Origin of the sequence: Marinactinospora rubrisoli (genome assembly GCF_042664915.1) — a bacterium.
Lineage (GTDB): Bacteria > Actinomycetota > Actinomycetes > Streptosporangiales > Streptosporangiaceae > Marinitenerispora > Marinitenerispora rubrisoli.
Window position 1 is genome coordinate 358,740 of the sequence record NZ_JBHTBH010000001.1, and the last position, 21,809, is coordinate 380,548.

The 21,809-nt window shown below is 73.0% G+C and carries 19 protein-coding genes, 1 tRNA gene and 1 riboswitch; of the genes, 12 read left to right on the top strand and 8 right to left on the bottom strand.

The features are described from left to right. Positions 1 to 56: 56 nt before the first annotated feature. From cysS to ACFQRF_RS01710, 4 genes are all read left to right on the top strand, one after another. Positions 57 to 1,463: a cysteine--tRNA ligase gene (gene cysS, locus ACFQRF_RS01695; RefSeq protein ID WP_379868204.1), complete on the top strand. Its 1,407-nt coding sequence runs from the start codon at positions 57 to 59 to the stop codon at positions 1,461 to 1,463. Between the two features lie 98 nt (positions 1,464 to 1,561). Beyond that, a complete protein-coding gene (gene rlmB, locus ACFQRF_RS01700) occupies positions 1,562 to 2,530 on the top strand; it encodes a 23S rRNA (guanosine(2251)-2'-O)-methyltransferase RlmB (protein WP_379868206.1) in 969 nt (322 codons plus the stop codon). A gap of 32 nt (positions 2,531 to 2,562) precedes the next feature. Continuing rightward, positions 2,563 to 2,638 (top strand) — tRNA-Thr (locus ACFQRF_RS01705). A 774-nt stretch (positions 2,639 to 3,412) separates the two neighbouring features. Next, positions 3,413 to 4,435, top strand: coding sequence for a serine hydrolase domain-containing protein (locus ACFQRF_RS01710; RefSeq protein ID WP_379868207.1), 1,023 nt, complete (start codon positions 3,413 to 3,415; stop codon positions 4,433 to 4,435). A gap of 31 nt (positions 4,436 to 4,466) precedes the next feature. On the opposite strand, the gene ACFQRF_RS01715 is transcribed toward ACFQRF_RS01710, so the two are convergent. Further along, complete coding sequence (locus ACFQRF_RS01715) at positions 4,467 to 5,705, bottom strand: S8 family serine peptidase (protein ID WP_379868209.1); 1,239 nt, start codon at positions 5,703 to 5,705, stop codon at positions 4,467 to 4,469. A gap of 389 nt (positions 5,706 to 6,094) precedes the next feature. Here ACFQRF_RS01715 and ACFQRF_RS01720 point away from each other — a divergent pair, with 389 nt between their 5' ends. After that, positions 6,095 to 6,430 (top strand): DUF3263 domain-containing protein, encoded by a 336-nt coding sequence (locus tag ACFQRF_RS01720; RefSeq protein ID WP_379868210.1) that lies wholly within the window; start codon positions 6,095 to 6,097, stop codon positions 6,428 to 6,430. Between the two features lie 84 nt (positions 6,431 to 6,514). Continuing rightward, positions 6,515 to 7,342: a trehalose-phosphatase gene (otsB, locus tag ACFQRF_RS01725; RefSeq protein ID WP_379868211.1), complete on the top strand. Its 828-nt coding sequence runs from the start codon at positions 6,515 to 6,517 to the stop codon at positions 7,340 to 7,342. A 99-nt stretch (positions 7,343 to 7,441) separates the two neighbouring features. Here the strand turns inward: otsB and ACFQRF_RS01730 are convergent, their stop codons facing one another. Next, positions 7,442 to 8,881 (bottom strand): alpha,alpha-trehalose-phosphate synthase (UDP-forming), encoded by a 1,440-nt coding sequence (locus ACFQRF_RS01730; protein ID WP_379868999.1) that lies wholly within the window; start codon positions 8,879 to 8,881, stop codon positions 7,442 to 7,444. A 275-nt stretch (positions 8,882 to 9,156) separates the two neighbouring features. Further along, positions 9,157 to 9,296: riboswitch (SAM riboswitch) on the top strand. Positions 9,297 to 9,308: 12 nt separating this feature from the next. Here ACFQRF_RS01730 and thrC point away from each other — a divergent pair. From thrC to groL, 3 genes are all read left to right on the top strand, one after another. Next, on the top strand, positions 9,309 to 10,574 hold the full coding sequence (gene thrC / locus ACFQRF_RS01735; protein ID WP_379868213.1) for a threonine synthase: 1,266 nt from the start codon (positions 9,309 to 9,311) through the stop codon (positions 10,572 to 10,574). Between the two features lie 50 nt (positions 10,575 to 10,624). Then, positions 10,625 to 10,903, top strand: coding sequence for a MoaD/ThiS family protein (locus tag ACFQRF_RS01740; RefSeq protein ID WP_379868214.1), 279 nt, complete (start codon positions 10,625 to 10,627; stop codon positions 10,901 to 10,903). Between the two features lie 306 nt (positions 10,904 to 11,209). Then, complete coding sequence (groL, locus tag ACFQRF_RS01745) at positions 11,210 to 12,838, top strand: chaperonin GroEL (RefSeq protein ID WP_379868215.1); 1,629 nt, start codon at positions 11,210 to 11,212, stop codon at positions 12,836 to 12,838. A 105-nt stretch (positions 12,839 to 12,943) separates the two neighbouring features. On the opposite strand, the gene ACFQRF_RS01750 is transcribed toward groL, so the two are convergent. Beyond that, the gene (locus ACFQRF_RS01750; RefSeq protein ID WP_379868216.1) at positions 12,944 to 13,399 is read right to left on the bottom strand and encodes an NUDIX hydrolase; all 456 of its coding nucleotides are present in this window, start codon (positions 13,397 to 13,399) and stop codon (positions 12,944 to 12,946) included. A gap of 110 nt (positions 13,400 to 13,509) precedes the next feature. On the opposite strand from ACFQRF_RS01750, the gene ACFQRF_RS01755 reads away from it, so the two are divergent. Continuing rightward, positions 13,510 to 14,100 carry an LURP-one-related/scramblase family protein gene (locus ACFQRF_RS01755; protein ID WP_379868217.1) on the top strand — a complete coding sequence of 197 codons (591 nt, stop codon included), beginning with the start codon at positions 13,510 to 13,512 and terminating at the stop codon, positions 14,098 to 14,100. A gap of 13 nt (positions 14,101 to 14,113) precedes the next feature. Here the strand turns inward: ACFQRF_RS01755 and ACFQRF_RS01760 are convergent, their stop codons facing one another. Continuing rightward, positions 14,114 to 15,109, bottom strand: a complete 996-nt coding sequence (locus ACFQRF_RS01760; RefSeq protein ID WP_379868219.1) for a R2-like ligand-binding oxidase — start codon at positions 15,107 to 15,109, stop codon at positions 14,114 to 14,116. Positions 15,110 to 15,285: 176 nt separating this feature from the next. Here ACFQRF_RS01760 and ACFQRF_RS01765 point away from each other — a divergent pair, with 176 nt between their 5' ends. Beyond that, a complete protein-coding gene (locus tag ACFQRF_RS01765) occupies positions 15,286 to 15,651 on the top strand; it encodes a hypothetical protein (protein ID WP_379868220.1) in 366 nt (121 codons plus the stop codon). A 15-nt stretch (positions 15,652 to 15,666) separates the two neighbouring features. Here the strand turns inward: ACFQRF_RS01765 and ACFQRF_RS01770 are convergent, their stop codons facing one another. The 3 genes from ACFQRF_RS01770 to ACFQRF_RS01780 all read right to left on the bottom strand — a co-directional run bounded on the left by ACFQRF_RS01770 (position 15,667) and on the right by ACFQRF_RS01780 (position 18,458). Next, positions 15,667 to 17,313 (bottom strand): DNA repair helicase XPB, encoded by a 1,647-nt coding sequence (locus ACFQRF_RS01770; RefSeq protein WP_379868221.1) that lies wholly within the window; start codon positions 17,311 to 17,313, stop codon positions 15,667 to 15,669. Between the two features lie 208 nt (positions 17,314 to 17,521). Then, on the bottom strand, positions 17,522 to 17,893 hold the full coding sequence (locus tag ACFQRF_RS01775; protein WP_379868223.1) for a hypothetical protein: 372 nt from the start codon (positions 17,891 to 17,893) through the stop codon (positions 17,522 to 17,524). A gap of 136 nt (positions 17,894 to 18,029) precedes the next feature. Then, positions 18,030 to 18,458, bottom strand: coding sequence for a CD225/dispanin family protein (locus tag ACFQRF_RS01780; RefSeq protein WP_379868225.1), 429 nt, complete (start codon positions 18,456 to 18,458; stop codon positions 18,030 to 18,032). 172 nt (positions 18,459 to 18,630) lie between these two features. On the opposite strand from ACFQRF_RS01780, the gene ACFQRF_RS01785 reads away from it, so the two are divergent. Then, positions 18,631 to 19,242 carry a class I SAM-dependent methyltransferase gene (locus ACFQRF_RS01785; protein ID WP_379868226.1) on the top strand — a complete coding sequence of 204 codons (612 nt, stop codon included), beginning with the start codon at positions 18,631 to 18,633 and terminating at the stop codon, positions 19,240 to 19,242. 52 nt (positions 19,243 to 19,294) lie between these two features. Here ACFQRF_RS01785 and ACFQRF_RS01790 read toward each other — a convergent pair whose 3' ends face one another. Next, positions 19,295 to 21,790, bottom strand: coding sequence for a helicase-associated domain-containing protein (locus tag ACFQRF_RS01790; RefSeq protein WP_379868228.1), 2,496 nt, complete (start codon positions 21,788 to 21,790; stop codon positions 19,295 to 19,297). Between the last annotated feature and the right edge of the window lie 19 nt (positions 21,791 to 21,809).

Consider the following 21,809-nt stretch of genomic DNA (forward strand, 5'->3'; position numbering starts at 1 on the left):
CCGCCGCTATCGGGTTTTCACCCCGTGGCGGGAGTCATAACGGCTACCCTGGCACTGTGAGTCTGCGCTTCTACGACACCCGAGCCCGCACGGTCCGCGACTTCACGCCCCTGCACGAGGGGCGCGTCTCGCTGTACCTGTGTGGTGCCACGGTTCAGGCGCCGCCGCACATAGGGCACATCCGCTCGGGGGTGAACTTCGACATCCTGCGGCGCTGGCTCACCTACAAGGGGTTCCGGGTCACCCTCTGCCGCAACGTCACCGACATCGACGACAAGATCATCAACGTCGCGCGGGCCGAGGGCGTGCCCTGGTGGGAGGTCAGCGAGCGCAACCAGCGCGCCTTCACCTGGGCCTACGACACGCTCGGCTGCCTGCCGCCCACCGTCGAACCCAGGGCCACCGGCCACGTGCCCGAGATGGTGGAGCTGATGGCCCGGCTGATCGACCGTGGCCACGCCTACGCCGCCGCCGATGGTTCCGGCGACGTCTACTTCGATGTCCGCTCGTTCCCCGAGTACGGGGAGCTGTCCAACCAGCGCCTGGACCAGATGCGCGGCGCCGCCGACACCGACGACGAGCGCGGCAAGCGCGACCCGCGGGACTTCGCCCTCTGGAAGGGCGCCCGCCCGGGAGAGCCGAGCTGGCCCACTCCGTGGGGCGCGGGCCGTCCCGGATGGCACCTGGAGTGCTCGGCCATGGCCACCAAGTACCTGGGGGCCACGTTCGACATTCACGGCGGCGGCCTGGACCTGGTGTTCCCGCACCACGAGAACGAGACCGCGCAGTCCCGGGCGGCCGGTGACGGGTTCGCCCGCTACTGGCTGCACAACGGGCTGCTCACCATGGGCGGCGAGAAGATGAGCAAGTCGCTCGGCAACTCGCTGCTCATCCCCGAGATGGTGCGCAAGGTACGGCCGGTCGAACTGCGCTACTACCTCGGGCAGGCGCACTACCGGTCGGTCATCGACTACTCCGACGACGCGCTCCTGGAGGCGGCCGCCGCCTACCAGCGCATCGAGGGTTTCCTGGTCCGCGCCGGCGAGGTGGTCGGCGAGGTGGCGCCCGCGGCCGAGGTGCCGGCGGAGTTCGCCGCCGCGCTCGACGACGACCTCGGGGTCTCCTCGGCGCTCGCGGTCGTGCACGGCCACGTGCGCGAGGGCAACTCCGCGCTGGCCGAGGGGCGCAAGGAACGCGCCGCCGACCTCGCCGGGCAGTTGCGCGCCATGCTCTCCGTCCTCGGCCTCGACCCGCTGTCCGAGCAGTGGGCCGGCACGGACGACGCCGCCGGCCTGCGCGACGTCGTCGACGCGTTGGTGTCGGTGGCTCTGGAACAGCGCCAGGCCGCGCGGGCGCGCAAGGACTACGCGGCCGCCGATCTCATCCGCGACCGGCTCGGCGCGGCCGGGATCGTGGTGGAGGACACTCCGCACGGTCCCCGCTGGGAACTCCGGCGCTCCTAGGGCGGCGCCCTCCATAGACTGGGGAACACGGGCCGCGGCCGTCATCGGTCGCGGCTCTGCGGCGTGCACGCGCGCGACTCTACGGAAGGACGACGGCCATGCCGGCGAAGAAGAGCAAGAAGGGCCCGACCAAGGGCAGCGGCGGCAAGGGACGGCGCGCGTTGGAGGGCAAGAAGGGGACGCTGCCCGCGGAGCAGCGGCACTGGTACGCCGACAAGCAGCGGGCCCGGGAGAAGGAGCGCGAGGACCGGCGCCGTGCCGCGCCCGCCGGTGCCGCCGCATCGCGCCGCCCGGGCCGCGGCGGCCTGGAGCTGCTGATCGGCCGCAACCCGGTGGTGGAGGCGCTGCGCGCCGGCGTGCCCGCGACCCGGCTGTTCCTGGTCAACAGCCTCGACAAGGACGAACGCGTCTCCGAGGCGGCCAAGCTCGCCGGTGCCGCGGGGATCGAGATCCACGAGGTGACCCGGCCCGAACTCGACCGGCGCTGCGACAGCAGCGGCCAGCCGGACGCGGTCCACCAGGGCATCGCGCTGCAGGTACCGCCTTACCGGTACTGGGACGCCGACGACCTGCGCGAATCGGCCACGGAAGCCGGGCAGCCCGCGCTGATCGTCGCCCTGGACGGGGTGACCGACCCGCACAACCTGGGCGCGGTCGCCCGATCCGCGGCCGCGTTCGGGGCGCACGGCCTGCTGATCCCGGAACGCCGCTCGGCGGGCGTGACCATGGCGGCGTGGAAGACGTCGGCCGGCACCCTGGCCCGCCTGCCGGTGGCCCAGGCCACCAACCTGACGCGGACACTGGAGGCGTACAAGAAGGCGGGGATCTTCGTCGTCGGCCTCGACGCCGGTGGGGACACCGCGCTGGACGACCTGCCGTTCGCGACCGACCCGCTGGTGGTCGTGGTCGGCTCGGAAGGCCGGGGGCTGTCCCGGCTGGTGCGCGAGACCTGCGACGCGGTGGCGAGCATCCCGATCAGCGGAGCGGAGTCCCTCAACGCCTCCGTGGCCGCGGGCGTCGCCCTGTACGAGGTGGCACGCCGCCGCTCGTCCGGTCAAGGGCGGTGAGCCGGTAGCATTCCCCTGGGTGTCGGACACCGGCCGGCGTAGCTCAATTGGCAGAGCAGCCGCCTTGTAAGCGGCAGGTTAGGGGTTCAAGTCCCCTCGTCGGCTCCAACCCCCGTCATCTGGGCGGATACGCGAGCGTCAGCGATTCTCCGCTGGCCGCACCGCTGTCTGGGCAGCCGCTCATGCCCGACCTCACCGGGTTCGGCTCCGCCGCGTCCGGGCCCGGGCCGCGCCCGGCTCCGCCTCCATCGATTCACCACCCGCTGCACGCCCTCCAGCCGGTCGGCGTGACCGTCCAGGTCGAGCGGGAGGCGAACCACCGGTTCGCCGTCGGCCACCTCCTGACCGGGGGTCTCCAGCGATGGCACGGTCCAGCCGGCCCGGTCGCCGACCGGCCGTCGGTGGCCGGGGCACCGCATTCCGCCTCCTCGTCGGTTCCGGCCTCGCCGTTCCGGACGAACGGCGTGCGGATCGGCGGGGTTTCGCCGCGTCGGCGGCTTCTGACGACTGACCGCAGGTGTGCTGCTGTCGCCGGGCCTTCGCTCCCGCCCCCGGGGCGCGGCGGCCTTTCCGCGGTTTTTCCGGACCTGAATGCCCTGAGCGCTGTCTCGTGGGGATTGCGGGCGATGTTCGCGTTTCGTGTGTCGGTTGTCACATGCCTGGTGGTTGGCGGGATTTCGCGACCGGTTTCCTTTCTCACGGTATAAGGGACGGCACCGTCCGTTGCTGAATCGCTTTTCGAACCGCCTGACCCACCGCGGGTTCGGTATTTCGGTCCCCGGTTTCGGTCCCGGAGAGTTTCCGCAGGACCGGTCCACGGGTGACGATTGTGCTCCGGACGGGTATCGGCCGAACGGGGGTAGCGCCAGCGAGGAGGGGCACGTGCGGGATGGTGACTGGGTCGCGCAGACCGGAACGGAGATCCGTGGCGTCCTGAAGGTGATGGTGGACGCCGAGTGGCTGCCCGGGGGCGTCGCGGTCGTGGGCACCGGGAGCATGTGGGAGTTCGTCGCCGTCGGTGGGATCACCACGCTGTGCGGCGACGCGCCGGCCGCCCCGGACGTGCGCTACGACGCCGCGAGCCTGACCAAGGTGATGGCCACCTGGCCGCTCGTCGGCCGGGCGGTGGCCGAGGGCATCCTCGACCTCGACGCGCCGCTCTCGCGGTACTTCTCCGGCGGACCGTACGCCGGAGGGTCGGTGACGGTCCGGCAGATCCTCACCCACACCTCCCGGCTGAACCCGGTGACCTGGCTGGAGCGCTACGTCGGCACCGAGCAGGACCTCGCCGAGGCGATCCTGTCCGAACCCCTCGACGAGGAGGGCTACCGCTACATCGATCGCGGCTTCATCCTGCTGGGCCTGCTGCTGGAGCGGCTGCTCGGCGACCCGCTGGACCGGCTCGCCGCGGAACTGTGGCGGGGAACCGGGATGGCGGCCACGACCTACGGCCCGCTGCCCCGGGGCGCCGGCGTGGCCCCGACCGAGCGGCGCGTTCCCGGGGCGGCACCGGCCTGGGGTGTGGTGCACGACGAGGCCGCCGCGCTGATGGGCGGTGTCGCGGGGCACGCGGGGGTGTTCACCACCGCCACGGACCTGGGGTGCTACGCGCGCGAACTGCTCCGCGTGTACTCCGGTGAGCAGGGGCCCCGGGAGTTCGCGCGGTTCGTCCGGCAGAGCTGGCAGCCGTACGTGGTGGTCGAGGACGGGCTGTGGCGCGGGCTGGGCTGGCTCGTCAACGCCGACGGTCTCGTCTACCACAACGGCTACACCGGAACGAGCCTGTTCCTGCACCCCGAGACCGGGCGGTACGTCGGGCTGCTCACGAACGCGGTGCACCACGGCCGTCGCCGCACCGGCCTGTTCGACCTGCGGGCCGCCGTGCGCGCCGCGTTCACCGACTGAGCCGAGGCGAATCCGCGCGGCGGCGCCGGCGTTACTTCCGGGACCGGGCGGCCCGGTGCGCACCGCGCCGGGGCGCCTCGGACTCGGGCACCGGGACCTCCTCGCGCGGCGGGAGACCGTACGGGTTCGCCATTTGGCGGCGCAGCACCAGCACGCCGGCCACCAGCAGCGCCAGCACCAGTACGCCGCCGCCCGCCCACAGCGTCCAGGCGGGGATCGGCAGACCACCGTCGTCCTCGGCGAGGTCGGGATCGAAGGGCGGCACGTCCTCGGCCACGCCTTCGGCCGCCGCGAGCGCACCGGGTGCATTGAGCAGGCCCGCGCCGTGACCGGGCTGGCCCTGGGCGCCGCCGACCGACTGCGCTCCGGACACGATCGCCTCCGTGACCTGCTGCGGCCGTAGCTGCGGGAACTCGGCCCGGACGAGCGCGGCCGTGCCGGCGGCGAACGCGGCGGCCGCGGCGGTGCCGTCGGCTTCGGTGTAGCCGCCGCCCGCCGCGATGGTCGGAACCGCCGCACCGGGCGCGGTCACCGCGATGTTCTCCTGGCGGCTGGAAGTGGCGGCCAGTTGCCGGGTCTCGTCCACCGCTCCGACGGCCAGCACCCCCTCGTACCCGCCCGGGTACTCGGGCTCGGTGCTCCCGCCGTCGCCGCCCGGGGCGACGACCACGACGCCGTGCCGCACCGCATAACTGATGGCCTGCTGTTCGGCCTCGCTGGCCGGGCCACCGTCGCCGGCCGGCAGCGCGATGACCTGAACGCCCTGGTTGACGGCGTGGCGTACTCCCTGGGCGACGGCGTCGGCGCGGGCGGTGGCGGCACCCGCCGCCGGGTCGTCGGCCTCAGGGGTGACCCGGACCGACAGGATCTCCGCGGCGGGCGCGACCCCCATGATTCCGCCGGTGTGCTCCTGCCCGTGCCCGTTGGCGGCGATGATCCCGGCCAGCATGGTGCCGTTCGCGCCGTAGTACTCATCGCCCGGCGCGAGGTCCTGCCCGGTGTAGTCACCGCCGATCTCCACCTTGTCGGACAGGTCGGGGTGGGTGTCGTCGACACCGGTGTTCAGGACCGCCACGGTGACGCCGGCCCCTTCGGTGCGCTCCCACGCCTCGGCGGCGCCGATCGCCTCCAAGCTCCACTGTTCGGCACGCAGGTCCTGCTGGGCGGTGTCCGCCAGGACCGGCGGCGCGAGCAGGCCGAGCAGGCCGAGGCCGCCGATCGCCGCACAGCTTCCCAACGCGACGGACGTGCCGGGCGTCCTCGTGTGCATGGCGATGGTTCCCTCCCGCGTTGCGCCGATCCCGCCCCGGTGTGTCGCCGGGCCGTCTTCGCCCCCGGCCACGTAGACCGTGCTATCCGTTCCCGGCCACGAAGGCGTGTGGGCGGTGGTCATTCTGCCACGCGTGCGGGGCCCTCTCTCGGGGAAGCCCGGAGCCGGCGCCCGGGGAGACGGGCGGTCGCGCGGGTAGGCTCGATCGCCGGAGTGGCGGGGAGTCGCGGTGCGCCGGTCCAGTCCAGCGTCGGAGGTTCCGCGGTCCGCCACCCGGCGGAAGGGAGAGGCATCTGTCACCCGGATGCTCGATCGCCCGAGCGCGTCTCCTCAGGCGATGCCGCGAGTCGCTACGATAAGTCGCGCCAATCCGGACGAGGAGGCGCCCAATGTCAGATGTCGGGCCATACGTGAAAGAACCGTCCGATTCCCCGGCGGACGGGGCGTCCGCCGACGAGAACGGACCGTCCGTCCCCGAGCTCGCCGAACGCGAGCAGCGCATTCTCGCCTTCGAACGCCAGTGGTGGAAGCTCGAAGGCTCCAAGGAACAGGCGATCCGCGCCGAGTTCGGCTTCTCCGCCACCCGCTACTACCAGCTCCTCAACGGCCTCATCGAGAACCCTGCCGCGCTGGCGCACGACCCGATGACCATCAAGCGGCTCCGTCGGCTGCGCGCCAACCGCCGCCGTCAGCGCACCGCCCGTATGCTGGGCATCCAGCTCTAGAGGACCCGTCCACGGCCGCCCACCCTGCGCCGCAGCGGGCTTCGGTGCCCGGCGGCGTGACAGGCGACGAGAAGGTAGCGCTGGATGACTCTGCCCCGACCGCGTACCGCCGAGGGAGCGGCAGCCCTGGACCGGCTGCTCGCCGACCCGTCCGGTGCGGTGCTCGCCTTCGACTTCGACGGCACCCTCGCGCCGATCGTGCCCGACCCCCGGGACGCCCGGGCCCACCCTGATGTGCCGGCCGTCCTTTCCCGGCTGTCCCCGCTGGTGCGGGCGCTCGTCATCGTCACCGGCCGCCCGGCGGCGGTCGCGGTGGAGTACGGCGGGTTCGCCGGAGCCGACGGCCTCTCCGGCCTCACCGTGCTCGGCCAGTACGGCCGGGAGCGCTGGGCCGACGGCCGGCTGACCGTGCCGGAGCCGCCGCCCGGCGTCGCCGTGGCGCGGGCCGAGCTGCCGGGGCTGCTGGAGCGGCTGGCCGTGCCCGCGGGGACCTGGATCGAGGACAAGCAGCACGCGCTCGCCGTCCACACCCGCCGCACGAGCGACCCTGACGGCGCGCTGGAACTGGTGCGCGGCCCGCTCACCGACCTCGCCGCCCGTACCGGTCTCACCGTGGAACCGGGCCGCATGGTCGTCGAGCTCCGCCCGCCCGGCATGGACAAGGGCGTCGCCCTGACCGGCTTCGTGGCGGAGCACGGGGCGACGTCCCTGCTGTACGCGGGCGACGACCTCGGCGACCTCGCCGCGTTCGACGCGGTGCGCGACCTCCGCGGCCGTGGTGTCGCGGGGCTCACCGTGTGCAGCGGCTCGGACGAGGTGCCGGAGCTCGCCGGGCGCGCCGACCTCGTCGTCGACGGTCCGGCCGGTGTGGTCGGCCTGCTCGCCGGACTCGCCGCCGCCCTGGAGGGCTGACCCGGCCCGCGCCCTCGCGCCACCGCACCGCCGTGACGGTGCCGCGACGCGAGGGCCGTGGCGGGACGGGTGATGCCCCTGGAGAACGAGGGACGCCGCTCAGCCGAGCGCGCGGAGCTGGTCGGTGAACCAGCGCTGCGGCGGCAGGGCGGCCGCCCGCTCCGCCAGCCGCTCGCAGCGTGCGCGGCGTTCCCCGGCCGGCAGGGACAGCGCGGTGTGCAGCGTCTCGGCCGTCTCGGAGACGTCGTAGGGGTTGACCAGCAGCGCGTCCTCGCCCAGGTCGTCCGCCGCGCCGGCCTCGGTGGACAGCACGAGGGCGCAGCCCTCCTCGGAGAGCACCGGCCCCTCCTTGGCCACCAGGTTCATGCCGTCGCGGATCGGATTGACGAGCAGCACGTCGGCGAGCTGGAACGACGCCAGCGACCGTGGGTAGTCGTCGTTGACCTCCAGGATCAGCGGGGTCCAGTCCGGCGTGCCGAACTCCTCGTTGATCTCCTTGGCGATCCGCTGCACGGACTCGGTGTACTCGCGGTACTCGGGCACGTCGCCGCGGCTCGGATAGGCGAACGCCAGGTGGGTCACCCGGCCGCGCCACTCCGGGCGGCGGGCCAGCAGCTCGCGGTAGGCGGCCAGGCCGCGCACGATGTTCTTGGACAGCTCGGTGCGGTCGACCCGCACGATCAGCCGGCGGTCGCCGACCAGCTCGCGCAGTGCCGCGCGGCGCTCGGCCACGTCGTCCGCGGCGGCCCGCGCGCGCAGCCCCTCGGCGTCCGCGCCCAGGGCGTGCACGCCGACCCGGACGATCCGGCCGCCGAAGTCGACCGTGCGGGTGGCCCAGTTCACCTCGGCGCGCAGGAACGTCTCACAGCAGCGCAGGAACGCGTCCGCCCAGCGGAGACTGAGGAACCCGACGTGGTCGGCGCCGAGCATGCCCTCCAGCAGTTCTCGCGCGATGTCACGGGGCAGCATCCGGAAGTACTCCGGCGGCGCCCACGGGGTGTGGGAGAAGTGCGCGATGCGCAGGTCCGGCCGCCGGCCGCGGATCATGCGCGGCACGAGCGCGAGGTGGTAGTCCTGCACGGCCACCCGGGCGCCCTCGGCGGCGCCGGTGACCAGTGCCTCGGCGAACGCGCCGTTGTACTCCCGGTAGTCGTCCCACCGGGCACGGAAGTCCGCGTCGAAGTGCGGCTTGTTCGGGGTGTCGTAGAGCATGTGGTGGACGAACCACAGGGTGGAGTTGGCCACCGACGTGTAGGCGTTGGCGAAGGTCCGCGGCGGGATGTCGAGCATGCGCACCCGCGCGCCGCCGAGGTCGAAACCGGCCTGGTCGAGCCGGCCGCCCGGCGCGGTGCCGGCCGCCTTGCGGTCGGCGTCGGAGAGTGCCGCGCACACCCACAGCGTGTCGATCTCCCCTGCGACGGAACTCAGCCCGGAGACCAGCCCGCCTCCGCCGCGCCGGAAGGCGAGGGAGCCGTCATCGGCGACGGAGAAGGACACCGGGCCTCTGTTGGAAGCGACGAGGATCTGCGCCTTGTCCACCTGATCGTCCACCTCTCCACCGGGTTGTCAGGAACCCCTACTTAACTACACGGCCACCCGCCGATCACAGGCGGGTCACCGGGTCCGGACGCGCAGTGTCACCGTGCCGCGTGCTGGGTTACTGACCCTCTGTGCAGGCCGCAAACCCGCCGCGCCGTGGGCGGGTCCGCGAGATCGGTCACCCCGGATGGCCGATCCGGCGACGCGTCGGTTACAGTGACGCACGGATCAGGTGGTCCGCCCGAGCGGACGCACCGTCCACCAGAACTTCATATTGCTCATCCAGAGGGGTGGAGGGACCGGCCCGGCGAAGCCCCGGCAACCATCCCGGTGAACGCTTCGCGTCTGGTGCGAGGCGGCCGGGACAGGTGCCAACTCCGGCCTGGGGTCAGAGCGGCTCCAGGAAAGATGAGGGGAGACGCCTCGCATGGCGGTAACCGCCACGGAAACCAGCACGCCCACCACCCCCTCCTTCGGCCCCGCCGCCGCCCTCTCCTGTCGCGAATGCGGCCGGCGGTACGACCTCGGCCCCCGCTTCGCCTGCGAGTTCTGCTTCGGCCCGCTCGAAGTCGCCTACGAGTTCGGGCCGGTCAGCCGCGAGTCCATCGAACGCGGCCCCAAGAACATCTGGCGGTACGCCGGGCTGCTGCCCGTGCCGGAGAACGTGCGCGACCTGCCGAACATGAACCCCGGACTCACCCCGCTGGTCCGCGCCGACCGGCTGGCCGCCGAACTGGGCCTGCGCTCGCTGCACGTCAAGGACGACTCCGGCAACCCCACCCACTCGTTCAAGGACCGCGTGGTCGCCATGGCGGTCGAGGCGGCCCGCAACTTCGGGTTCCGCACCCTCTCCTGCTCCTCCACCGGCAACCTGGCCGGTGCGGTCGGCGCGGCCGCCGCGCGCGCCGGGTTCGAGTCGTGCGTCTTCATCCCGGCCGGCCTGGAGGAGGCCAAGGTGCGCATGGCCGCCGTCTACGGCGGCAAGGTGGTGGCGATCGACGGCAACTACGACGACGTCAACCGGTTCTGCTCCGAGCTCATCGGCGACCCCGCCGGCGAGGACTGGGGCTTCGTCAACGTCAACCTGCGCCCGTACTACGGCGAGGGGTCCAAGACCCTCGCCTATGAGATCGCCGAGCAGCTGGGCTGGCGGCTGCCCGAGCAGATCATCGTCCCCATCGCCTCCGGCTCGCAGCTCACCAAGATCGACAAGGGCTTCCGTGAGCTGGTGCGGCTCGGCCTGGTCGAGGATCGGCCCTACCGGATCTTCGGCGCGCAGGCCACCGGCTGCGCGCCGGTCGCCCGCGCCTGGGAGCAGGGCCACGACGTCATCCAGCCGGTCAAGCCGGACACCATCGTCAAGTCGCTGGCGATCGGCAACCCGGCCGACGGCCCCTACGTCCTGGACATCTGCCGGCGTACCGGCGGTGCCGTGGCGCACGTCGACGACGCCGCGGTGGTCGACTCCATCGCGCTGCTCGCCCGCACGGAGGGCATCTTCGCCGAGACGGCCGGCGGCGTCACGACCGGCGTGCTGCGCAAGCTGCTCGCCGACGGGGTGCTCGACCCCGAGGCCGAGACCGTGGTGCTGAACACCGGAGACGGGCTCAAGACCCTCAACGTCGCCAGTGCCGGTGTCACGGCCACCATCCCGCCCTCCCTGGCCGCCTTCAAGGACGCCGGGCTCGCCTGAGCCCGGCCGCGCGCTCCCGTATTCCCACCACCGCAAGGAGTTCCACAGTCATGAGCGTCAGCGTGCGCGTCCCGACCATCCTGCGCAGCTACACCTCGGACGCGGCGGAGGTCTCCGCCGAGGGCAGCACCCTCAGCGAGGTGCTCGCCGACCTGGAGGCCAACCACCCCGGCATCCGGGCCCGGATCCTCGACGACGACGGGCGGATCCGCCGCTTCGTCAACGTCTACGTCGGCGACGAGGACGTCCGGTTCGCCCAGGGCCTGGACACCGCCGTCCCCAGCGGCGGGCAGGTGTCGATCATCCCGGCGGTCGCCGGCGGCTCTTGATCGATCCGCCCGCCACAGTGCCTTTCCGGCCCGCGCCCGCACCCGGCGGTCGCGGGCCGGACGTTTTCCCGGGGCTGACCTGCGGGTAACCGCATGGCGAAATCCGGCCAGGGCGTTTGCACTCGCCTGTGGAGAGTGCTAGAAAAGGGATCGTTAGCACTCCCCCATGGTGAGTGCTAACCCAGGTTCGAGGCGATGAGGCCGCGGTCCTCCGGCAGACGGGTTGCCGGGAGCGCCATGGTCGTCCGTCGCGGGCGTCGGCTCGTACCTTCGCGTATCAGCCCGGTCTCGGGAGGACAGAACTCTATGGCAGCCAAACTGATCGCGTTCGACGAGGAGGCCCGGCGCGGCCTCGAACGCGGCATGAACCAGCTTGCGGACGCCGTCAAGGTGACGCTCGGCCCCAAGGGCCGCAACGTCGTCCTTGAGAAGAAGTGGGGCGCGCCCACCATCACCAACGACGGTGTCTCGATCGCCAAGGAGATCGAGCTCGAAGACCCGTGGGAGAAGATCGGGGCCGAGCTCGTCAAGGAGGTCGCCAAGAAGACCGACGACGTCGCGGGTGACGGCACCACCACCGCCACCGTCCTGGCCCAGGCGCTGGTGCGCGAGGGTCTGCGCAACGTCGCCGCCGGCGCCAACCCGGTCGGGCTGAAGAAGGGCATCGAGGCCGCGGTCGCCCGCATCAGCGAGGAGCTGGCCAACCTCTCCAAGGACATCGAGACCAAGGAGCAGATCGCCTCCACGGCCTCCATCTCCGCCGGCGACACCCAGATCGGCGAGATCATCGCCGAGGCCATGGACAAGGTCGGCAAGGAAGGCGTCATCACCGTCGAGGAGGGGCAGACCTTCGGGCTGGAGCTGGAGCTCGCCGAGGGTATGCGCTTCGACAAGGGCTACATCTCGCCGTACTTCGCCACCGACCTGGAGCGCATGGAGACGGTCCTGGAGGACCCGTACATCCTGATCGCGAACCAGAAGATCTCCAACAACAACGAGTTCCTGCCGATCGTTGAGAAGGTCCTGCAGGCCGGCCGTCCGCTCGTCGTCATCGCCGAGGACGTCGAGGGCGGCGCGCTGCAGACCCTGGTGGTCAACAAGATCCGCGGTGCCTTCAAGTCCGTCGCCGTCAAGGCCCCGGGCTTCGGTGACCGCCGCAAGGCCCAGCTCGGCGACATCGCCGTGCTGACCGGCGGCCAGGTCATCACCGAGGAGGTCGGCCTCAAGCTGGAGAACACCGAGCTTGAGCTGCTCGGCCGCGCCCGCAAGGTCGTCGTCACCAAGGACGAGACCACCATCGTGGACGGCGTGGGCGACGCCACCGCGATCGCCGGCCGGGTCAACGAGATCCGTGCCGAGATCGAGCGCACCGACTCCGACTACGACCGCGAGAAGCTGCAGGAGCGCCTGGCCCGCCTGGCCGGCGGTGTGGCGGTCATCAAGGCCGGCGCCGCCACCGAGGTGGAGCTCAAGGAGCGCAAGCACCGCATCGAGGACGCCGTCCGCAACGCCAAGGCCGCCGTCGAGGAGGGCATCCTGCCCGGTGGTGGCGTGGCGCTGCTGCAGGCCAGCGTCCCGGCCTTCGAGAAGCTGGAGCTGGAGGGCGACGAGGCCATCGGCGCCGACATCGTCCGCCGCGCCGTCGAGGAGCCGCTGAAGCAGATCGCGATCAACGCCGGCCTTGAGGGCGGCGTCGTCGCGGAGAAGGTGAAGAACCTGGAGGCGGGCGTCGGCCTGAACGCCGCCACGGGCGAGTACACCGACCTGTTCAAGGACGGCGTCATCGACCCGACCAAGGTCACCCGGTCCGCGCTGCAGAACGCGGCGTCCATCGCCGGTCTGTTCCTGACCACCGAGGCCGTCATCGCCGAGAAGCCGGAGAAGGCCGCTGCGGCCCCGGCGGGCGGCGGCGACATGGGCGGCATGGACTTCTAGTCCACCGTCGCGGTACACCGCTCGAAGGGCGGTCCCCACCGGGGGCCGCCCTTTCCGCTGTGCGTGTGCGGCCGGGGACACCCGCGGCCGGCCCGGCGGGCCGCCCTAGCCGAGCAGGCCGCGCTCGCGGAGCACCTCCAGGACGCGGCGGCCGGCCGGTGCGCACCGTTCGGCCGCCGCGCCGTCCACCCAGGCCAGCTCCCGGATCTCCGCGCTCGGAGTGGGCTCGCCCTCGTGCTCGGCCGTGTAACAGAGCAGCCGGACCCGGGTGCCGTCGGGATAGCCGTGCGCGTCCGCGTCGACCACCGCGAACAGCCGCGCCGTCTCCGGGCGCAATCGGACCGCCAGCTCCTCGCGGACCTCCCGTACCAGGACCTCGACGTCGCTCTCGCCCGGTTCGCGCTTGCCGCCGGGCAGGTACAGCGCGTCCTTGCCCGCGGAGCGCACGTTGAGCAGCCGGCCGTCGCGGACGTGCACCCAGGCGACCGCGTCGACCACCCCGGGCGGTACGTCGGTCACCGGGGGAAGGGGAGCGGAGGACGCGGAACGGTCTGTGGACATGCGTCCACCGTACGCTCCGGGCCCGGCGCCGGTGTCCGCGGATCGGTGAGCAGCACCGATACCGCCGGCCGCCCGGGAACCGTGGACGGCCCCGCGGAGTCCGATCACACGTGACCGATCTTTTCACCAGCCCCGTGCTGCTGGTCGAGCAGCCGCGGCGCTACTTCATCGACGAGTCCGAGTACCACGTGCACGACCCGCAGGGCCGGCCGCTGGCACACGTCGGCGAGCTCAACCTCAACGCCGGGCGGCGGGTGCTGCGGTTCGTGGCCAAGGACACGAGCAACTTCCGCCGTACCCTCCAGGTCCGCGCCCCCGACGGGCGGCCGCTTCTCATCATCGACAAGCAGTTCGGGTTCGTCACGCCGCGCACGCTCATCAACCTGCCCGACGGCCGCCCGATCGGGCGGATCGACCAGGAGTTCACGCTCCTGAAGCCCAAGTTCCGGCTGCTGGACGCCCACGAGCGCCCCATCGGGGAGATCACCGGGGACTTCACCGGCTGGGACTTCGTCATCAACGACGGGCACGGCACCGAGGTCGGCCGGGTCACCAAGCGGTTCGCCGGCCTGGCCAGCGAACTGCTGACCGAGGCCGACCGTTACGCCGTGGAGTTCCGCTTCCAGCTCCCGGATCCGCTGCGCACCCTCGTCGTCGCCTCCGGCATCGCCCTGGACGCCGTCCTGCGCGAGGGCAAGTGAACCCGGCCGACGGCTAGCTCCGCCCGTCCGGACCGGCGGCCAGGATGCCGAGGGAAGCCGCGTCCTCCGCCCCGAACTCCTCCTCCAGCAGTTCCGGAGCGGCGTCCACATCGATCCGGTCAACGGGCACCCCGCGTGCGGACTCGATCGCGCCCAGCCGCCGCAGCGCCCGGTCGGTGGCGTACTTCAGCAGCGTGTCGCCCAGTTCATAGCCTTCGCCGGCGTCCGTCCCGTCGTCGGTGCTCCCCACGGTGGCCAGGACGTGCGGAAGCAGTTCGTGCAGCCGTTCGTGGACGATCGCCCAGTTGGCGTCGTCGGCGGCCACGTGCCGGCGGCAGGTGAACGTCCCCCAGGCCATGTGCCGGCGCTCGTCGTCGCCGATGCGCCGGATGATCTCCCGCATCCCCGGAAAGATGCCGCGTGCGGTGCAGACGTGGTTCCACGCGTAGTAGCCGGTGAGGGCGAGCGACCCCTCGATGATGTGGTTGTACGTCACCGAGGCGCGCACCTGGTTGCCCGGGCTGGGGTCGGCGTCGAGCGCGTGCAGCGCGGCCGGGAGCTCCTCGTAGAACAGGACCCGGTAGCCGGGATTGGACCGGACGTGCTCGTGGAGGTCGGTGTCCACGCCGACCGCGTCCAGCCACATCCGGAACACCTGGACGTGCTTGGCCTCCTCGAAGGCGAACTGGGTGAGGTACATCTCGTCGGCCATGCGGCCCTCGGCGCTCATGGCGCGCAGGAACGGCAGGATGTCCTCGGTGACGGCCTCCTCCCCGGCCACGAACTGGGCGCACAGCCGGGCGACCCGGTCCCGGGTGCGCTCCGGCAGGGACCGCCAGTCCTCCGCGTCACGGCTCAGGTCGATGTCGGCCGGGTTCCAGAAGCGGGCGTTGCCCTTCGCGAACAACCTGAGCGGAAGCGACTCCCAGTTGAGTCCACCGGCGCGCAGCGAGTGAAAGCCGGTGCGTGAGTGGACGGTGTCGGGATCGGACATAGCCGGATGAGCCATGAGGCGCACACCTTCCGTGTTGTTTCCTCCCCCATGATTCACGGCGAAGGGCGCCCGGTAACGGGGCGGAAGACTCTTGCGTCACCCCCGCCGCACGGTCCAGTGGAAACCCACAGGTCACACCCGTACCGGCGCGCGAGCGCGCGGGGGGAGGCCGGAACCGGTACCGTCATGAGGTGTCATCCACGCGAGGGCGGCCGGGGCGGTGGCGAGCCCCGTTCGCACTGCCCACCGGGGCGCTGGCGCTCGCCGCCGCGTCGGCGGTCGCGTACGCGTGGTTCGTGTTCGGAGATTCGGGAGACAAGGTGTTCTGTGGCGACCCGCTCGCCTCCGGCTACTCGGCGTGCGTCGACCAGATGGCCCTGTTCGCCATCGCATCGCTGATCCCCGCCATGCTGGCGTTCATCCTCATGGTGGCCGCGTTCGTCACGCCCCGCCTCCGGGAGCGCCCGTCGCTGCGGGTGCAGACGCTCGGGTACTCGCTGGCGGCCTGGGCGATCGCCGGGTTCACGTTCGTCCTCGGCGGGCTGCCCTCCGTCTGAGGCGCCCGGCCCCGGCTACAGCTCCTCGCCGGTGAGGACGTCGTCGGCGTCGACGATGCGGTAGCCGTACCCCTGTTCGGCGAGGAAGCGCTGGCGGTGCGCGGCGTACTCCTGGTCGAGGGTGTCCCGCGCGACCACCGCGTAGAACCGCGCCGTGCGCCCGTCGGACTTGGGGCGCAGTACCCGGCCCAGGCGCTGGGCCTCTTCCTGGCGGGAGCCGAACGACCCGGAGACCTGGATCGCCACCCCCGCCTCGGGCAGGTCGATCGAGAAGTTCGCTACCTTCGACACCACGAGGGTGCGCAGTTCGCCGGCGCGGAACGCCGCGAACAGCCGTTCCCGCTCGCGCACCCGCGTCTCGCCCTTGAGTACGGGCGCGTCCAGCGCGGCGCCGAGTTCGTCCAGCTGGTCGATGTAGGAGCCGATCACCAGGACCTGCTCGCCGTCGTGCCGCTGCACCAGCTCACGCACCACGGCGGTCTTGGTCGGCGTGGAGGCGCAGAACCGGTACCGGTCCTCCGGCTCCGCGGTGGCGTAGGCGAGCCGCTCGGCGTCGGTGAGGGTCACCCGGACCTCCACGCAGTCGGCCGGGGCGATCCAGCCCTGGTTCTCCATCTCCTTCCACGGCGCGTCGTAGCGCTTCGGGCCGATCAGCGAGAAGACGTCGCCCTCGCGGCCGTCCTCGCGCACCAGCGTCGCGGTGAGTCCCAGGCGCCGCCGGGCCTGCAGGTCGGCCGTCATCCGGAAGATCGGCGCCGGCAGCAGGTGCACCTCGTCGTAGATGATCAGGCCCCAGTCGCGGGCGTCGAACAGCTCCAGATGCTGGTAGGCGCCCTTGCGGCGGGACGCCATGACCTGGTAGGTGGCGATGGTCACCGGCCGGATCTCCTTGCGGGTGCCGGAGTACTCGCCGATCTCGTCCTCGGTGAGCGAAGTCCGCCGGAGCAGCTCGGCGCGCCACTGGTGGACCGAGACGGTGTTGGTGACCAGGATCAGCGTGGTGGCACGGGCCCGGGCCATGGCCGCCGCTCCGACGATCGTCTTTCCGGCGCCACAGGGCAGCACCACCACGCCGGAGCCGCCGGCGTGGAAGCCGTCGGCGGCCTCGCGCTGGTATTCGCGGAGCTGCCAGCCCTCCTCGTGGAGGTCGATCGGATGCGCCTCGCCGTCGACGTACCCGGCCAGGTCCTCGGCCGGCCAGCCCAGCTTGAGCAGCGCCTGCTTGAGGTTGCCGCGCTCGCTGGGGTGCACGGCCACGGTGTCGGGCTCCACCCGCTCGCCGAGCATCGGCCGCACCCGGCGGGAGCGGACCACTTCCTCCAGCACCGCCCGGTCCACGGCCTGGAGCACCAGCCCGTGCGCGGGGTGGGCGAGCAGCCGCAACCGGCCGAAGCGGTCCATGGTCTCGGCGACGTCCACGAGCAGCGCGTGCGGCACCGGGTAGCGCGAGTAGGTCAGGAGGGCGTCGACGACCTGCTCGGCGTCGTGTCCGGCCGCGCGGGCGTTCCACAGCGCAAGCGGGGTGACCCGGTAGGTGTGGACGTGCTCCGGGGCGCGTTCGAGCTCCGCGAACGGCGCGATGGCGCGGCGGCACTCGTCGGCCAGTTCGTGGTCGACCTCCAGCAGCAGCGTCTTGTCGGACTGCACGATCAGGCAGGACACGCATGCCTCCGTGGGTAGGTTCCTCTGGTGCCCAGTGAAGCACCTGCCGCGTCCGTGGCGGGGCGCGACCGCCCGCCCGGGTCCGGACGGGGCTGCGGCCACCGGGGAGGCGCGCCGGCCACCGCCGGTACCGCGACACCGACGAGGGTACGTCCCCGGGGCGTCGCCGCGCCGCCGGCCGTGGCCCGCCGTGTGCGGCCGGGACGCGTCACAGCTCGCCGGCGACGCCCATCACGATCAGGGCGGAGATCAGCAGCACGAGCAGCGCGACGTGGACGATGTTGGACGTCCACGCCCAGCGGGTCAGCTGCTCGGCCCGCTCCGGGTCGCGCTCGCCGAGCGCCATGGCGGCGAAGATGATGCCCAGGATGTTCGTCGTGCAGCAGGCGACCGTCGTGATGATCGCGACGACCATCGCCGTGATGGTGCTGCCCCGCGACGGCGGCGGGCCGTACGGCGGAGGAACGGGCGGGTAGCCGCCGGGCGGGTGCTGCCACTCGTTCCCGTAGCCGGGGTGGCCGTCGGGCTGCCGCCCGGACCCGCTCCAGTAGTCGGAGGGGCCGGGCCAGTGGTTGCTCATGCGTCTCCTGTCCGGGTCGGGCCGCCACCCGCGCGCTGGCACCAGCGGGGTGCGGGGACGGGCCCTGGCAAGGGGTCGGGGGATGCCGGAGAGGGCCGCCGGGGCGTCGCGGACGCGGATTCGGCCGGCAGGCCGGTCAGTAGTTCGTCACCGGCGCGATGGTCTCGACCCAGGAGCCGGCCTGGGTGAGCAGCACGCCGAAGAGGATCGCCATGACGGCGAACATGACCCCCGCCGCGCCCAGGCAGTACCAGGAGTAGCGGGTGAGGGTCTCGGCCTGAGCGTACTGGCCGCGGTCCCGCCGGTGTGCGGCGCGGATCGCGAACGTGATCCCGAGCACGCCGAAGAGCCAGTTTCCGCAGCACAGGAAGGTGAGGGCGTGCAGGATGAGAGCCATCGTGGAGCTGCTGGCGCCCCCGGAACCGGACGCGGCCCCGTCCTCCCGCCCGCGCCGCCTCTCCTCGGCCCGGTCGTGGCCGGGATCGGACGAACCGCGTTCCCGCCCCCGGCCGGACTGCTCATCCCGGGGGGCGGACGCGCCGGGCGGTAGCGACGGGTTGCTCATGGGTGTTCGCTGTCCCTCTCCGCGAGATCCGTTCACCGACTGGCACCATCTCACCAGAATCGCGGATCTGCTAGGGCCCGGGACCAGGGGGCGGGAAGGCGAACGGACCGGGGACCGGAGGGGACGCGCCACGACAGCGGGCCGCCGTCACGACGGTGGCTACGATGGCGCAATGCCCCCGACCGCACCGTACTGGAACACCAACGTGGCCCGGCACCCGGACATCCTCCGCGAGGTGCCCAAGGGATGCGGCGACGCGCTGGACGTGGGGTGCGGCGACGGGCTGCTGGCCCGGAAACTGGCCGCACGGGCGCGGACCGTGACCGGGATCGACATCTCGCCGGAGATGATCGCCCTGGCCCGCGCGTCCGCCGCCGGCCATCCGGGACTCACCTTCATCGAGGGCGACTTCCGCACCGCCGGGCTACCCACCGGTGGGTACGACTTCGTCTGTTCCGTCGCCACGATCCACCACATGGACTTCGAGGCCGCGCTCACCCGCATGCGCGAGCTGCTGCGCCCCGGCGGCACGCTGGTCGTGGTCGGGCTGGCCCGCCCGGCGACGCCGGGGGAATGGGCGGCGGAGATCGCGGCCACGCCGGTGGTCAGTGTCGCCAAGACGCTGCGCCGCGCACATGGACCGGACGGCATGCCGACCAGCGATCCGCGCATGAGCTATGGGCAGGTACGGGCAGCGGGGCGGCGGATTCTTCCGGGCGTGCGCTACCGCTGGCATGTGCTCCGCCGGTACTCGCTCGTGTGGCGGAGACCGGCCGACCACTGACCGGCCGGCCGCCACCGGGATCCGCCGCGTACGGGGGCCGGCGCGCGTGGGCTCAGCCGGACGGCTCCGCCGTGCCGATCTCGGCCACGCCCGTGATGCGGTGCACCGCGAACCGGCGCACCGCCGCTCCGGTGGCGTCGTAGGCGGTCAGGTAACCGCCGTCCACCCGGGCCGGTTCCACGATGCGGCTGGTGGCGCGGCCCTCGGCGTCGAGGTAGCCGATCCACACCCGCCGGCCCTCCGCCACGGCCGCGTTGAGAGCGGCCAGGGTCGCGGCGGTGGGGGAGCGGGGCGGTTCCGTGCTCGGCGCGGCCAGCGGGCGGCGGACGGCGGTGGCCGCCTCGTCGCCGGCGCGGATCGCGCGGACCGCGGCCGCGCGCAGCTCGGGGCCGGGCGGTGCCGGTTCGGCGAACTCGCCGCCGACCGGATGCCGCCCGGCGCGGCGGGACTCCGGACGGCTGAGCTGGAGGGAGCCGTCGACCGCCTCGGAGACCGGGTGGTAGCCGAGGTCGGTGAGCCGCTCCAGCAGGATCGGGCGCGTGGCGCGGCTGGCCACCACCGTCGGGGCGAGCCGGAACAGCAGCAGGTCCGCGGTCCGCCGGTCGTTGATCAGCTCGTCGAGCACGGCCGGTTCGTCGCAGCGCAGGTAACTGGACGCGGTGCCGATCCGCAGCCGTCCGTGCCGGCGGGCGACGTCGGCGACGAGGTAGCGCAGCGGCTGCGGGAGCGGGGTGCTGGAGTGCCGCTCCAGCAGGTCGAGGAGTTCGGCGCCCCCACGGCCGGCGTCGAGGGCGCGGCGGATCGAGGCGTCCGTGAACCGGTAGACCGTGGCGGCGCCGGTCGACTCGACGTCGGCGGCCAGCGCCAGTTCCTTCGCCAGCTCGGGCACGAGCGGCCCTGGCGCGACGGCGGTGAGATCGCCCTGGATCAGGACGCGGTCCACGGGGCGGGGGAGTTCGGGGGCGAGAACCGCGGCGGCGGCCGAGCCGGTCCGCTCCGTGAGGAGGTCCGGCGGCTCCCCGCCGCCGGTACCGGCGGCCGCGCGGTCGCCGATCTCGTCGAGGAGCGCACGGGCGTGGGGGGCGAGTGCGCCCAGCCCGGTCAGTCCGAGCACGGCGGCCTCCGCCAGCGTGGCGTGCACCAGGGCGGTGAAGGCCGGTCCCTGGCGGCGGGGCCGCAGCCACGCGAGCCGGGCGGCGATCGAAGCTTCGGTGGGGGCCGTCCCCTCCGGTGCGGCGGCGAGCGTGCGCAGAACGTCCAGCCGCACCTCTGGGGCCGAGCGCCGGTCCAGACCCTCGCCCAGCACGTTGCGCGAGCGACCGCGGGCGTCCTTCGTCCCGCCGAGCCCGGCCACCCGGGTGGAGGCCAGCCACGCCTCGGCGAGCCGCAGCCAGCGCTCGGCCGGTTCCATCGCGGCCCACAGGTCGAAGGCCGGGGTGGGCAGCCACTCGCCGTCCACCTCGGAACCGGCGGCGACGAGCTCGGCGGCGTACGCCGTCTCCACCAGCACCGCCGTGCCCGCCTCGTCGGTGTCCAGGGCCTGGGCGGTGCGGCGCAGGTCGCGCACGCCCAGGCCACCGTTGCGCAGGACGCCCGGCGGATCGTCCGCCCACGATTCCAGCAGCTCCGCCGTCGCGCGGATCGCGGTGAACGCCTGACCGGCCGCGGCGCGGGTGACCCGCTCCGCGGGGTGTCCGGGCCCTTCCAGGGGCGGCGGTTCCGCGTCGACCCGCTGGAAGAGCCGTCCGCCGCGCAGGTACAGGGCGATCTCGCGCGGCAGCGTCACCGTGTGCTCGTCGGTGGCGACCAGCAGCCCGCGGGCGAGCAGCCGGTCGATCGGCGACGTCGCCGACGCCCGGTCCACGTCGCGGTCGGCGTCGGACACGCTGCCGTGCGGCGGCCCCCACGCCAGGCGGTCGAGCACCTGCCGCGCGGCGTCGCCCGCCTCGGCGATGAGCCGGTCCACGGTGTCCGGCCGGGTGAACTCCGCGGCGATGCGGTCGGCGGGTGCGCCGTTCTCGTACCCGGTGGGCAGACCGAGACCGGCGGCCAGCCGGTTCAGCCACTCGGCCGGGCGGCCGGCGACCAGCGCGCGCAACGGCGGGCCGAGCCCGGCGGGCTGCGGGAGGATGTCGCGCAGCACGGCGACCGGGCGCAACCGGCCGCCGTCCTCCCAGACGATGCCGATCGCGCGCAGCCGGCGCAGCGCAGCGCCGAGCACGGGGCCGGGGGCGGGCAGCGCCGTCGCGAGCCGGTCCGCCTCGACGCCGGGCGTACCGGAGCCGAGGCGGTCGTCGGCGAGGGCGAGCAGGCCCTCCAGCACCTGGAGGCAGAAGCGGTCGAGCTGGTCCAGCACGCGCAGAACGGCGGGCCGTGCCGTCGCCCGGGCGGCGAGTGCCGCCATGTCCGCCGGAACCGGGGCGATCAGGTCCGGGCGTGCGGCGAACAGCGCGGCCAGGTCGCCGTCGGAGAGACCGCGCAGCCACGACGTGTAGGTGAGAGGACGCCCTGCGGCTGGGACCGCCGCCGGCTCCGCGTCGTCGATCATCGTTCTTCACGCTATGCCA

Coding starts and splice junctions, on each gene's coding strand:
- ACFQRF_RS01750 (WP_379868216.1), bottom strand. CDS start 13,399: ATGTCCACAGACCGTTCCGCGTCCTCCGCTCCCCTTCCCCCGGTGACC.
- ACFQRF_RS01715 (WP_379868209.1), bottom strand. CDS start 5,705: ATGCACACGAGGACGCCCGGCACGTCCGTCGCGTTGGGAAGCTGTGCG.
- otsB (WP_379868211.1), top strand. CDS start 6,515: ATGACTCTGCCCCGACCGCGTACCGCCGAGGGAGCGGCAGCCCTGGAC.
- thrC (WP_379868213.1), top strand. CDS start 9,309: ATGGCGGTAACCGCCACGGAAACCAGCACGCCCACCACCCCCTCCTTC.
- ACFQRF_RS01785 (WP_379868226.1), top strand. CDS start 18,631: ATGCCCCCGACCGCACCGTACTGGAACACCAACGTGGCCCGGCACCCG.
- ACFQRF_RS01790 (WP_379868228.1), bottom strand. CDS start 21,790: ATGATCGACGACGCGGAGCCGGCGGCGGTCCCAGCCGCAGGGCGTCCT.
- ACFQRF_RS01760 (WP_379868219.1), bottom strand. CDS start 15,109: ATGGCTCATCCGGCTATGTCCGATCCCGACACCGTCCACTCACGCACC.
- ACFQRF_RS01775 (WP_379868223.1), bottom strand. CDS start 17,893: ATGAGCAACCACTGGCCCGGCCCCTCCGACTACTGGAGCGGGTCCGGG.
- ACFQRF_RS01780 (WP_379868225.1), bottom strand. CDS start 18,458: ATGAGCAACCCGTCGCTACCGCCCGGCGCGTCCGCCCCCCGGGATGAG.
- ACFQRF_RS01740 (WP_379868214.1), top strand. CDS start 10,625: ATGAGCGTCAGCGTGCGCGTCCCGACCATCCTGCGCAGCTACACCTCG.
- groL (WP_379868215.1), top strand. CDS start 11,210: ATGGCAGCCAAACTGATCGCGTTCGACGAGGAGGCCCGGCGCGGCCTC.
- ACFQRF_RS01720 (WP_379868210.1), top strand. CDS start 6,095: ATGTCAGATGTCGGGCCATACGTGAAAGAACCGTCCGATTCCCCGGCG.
- rlmB (WP_379868206.1), top strand. CDS start 1,562: ATGCCGGCGAAGAAGAGCAAGAAGGGCCCGACCAAGGGCAGCGGCGGC.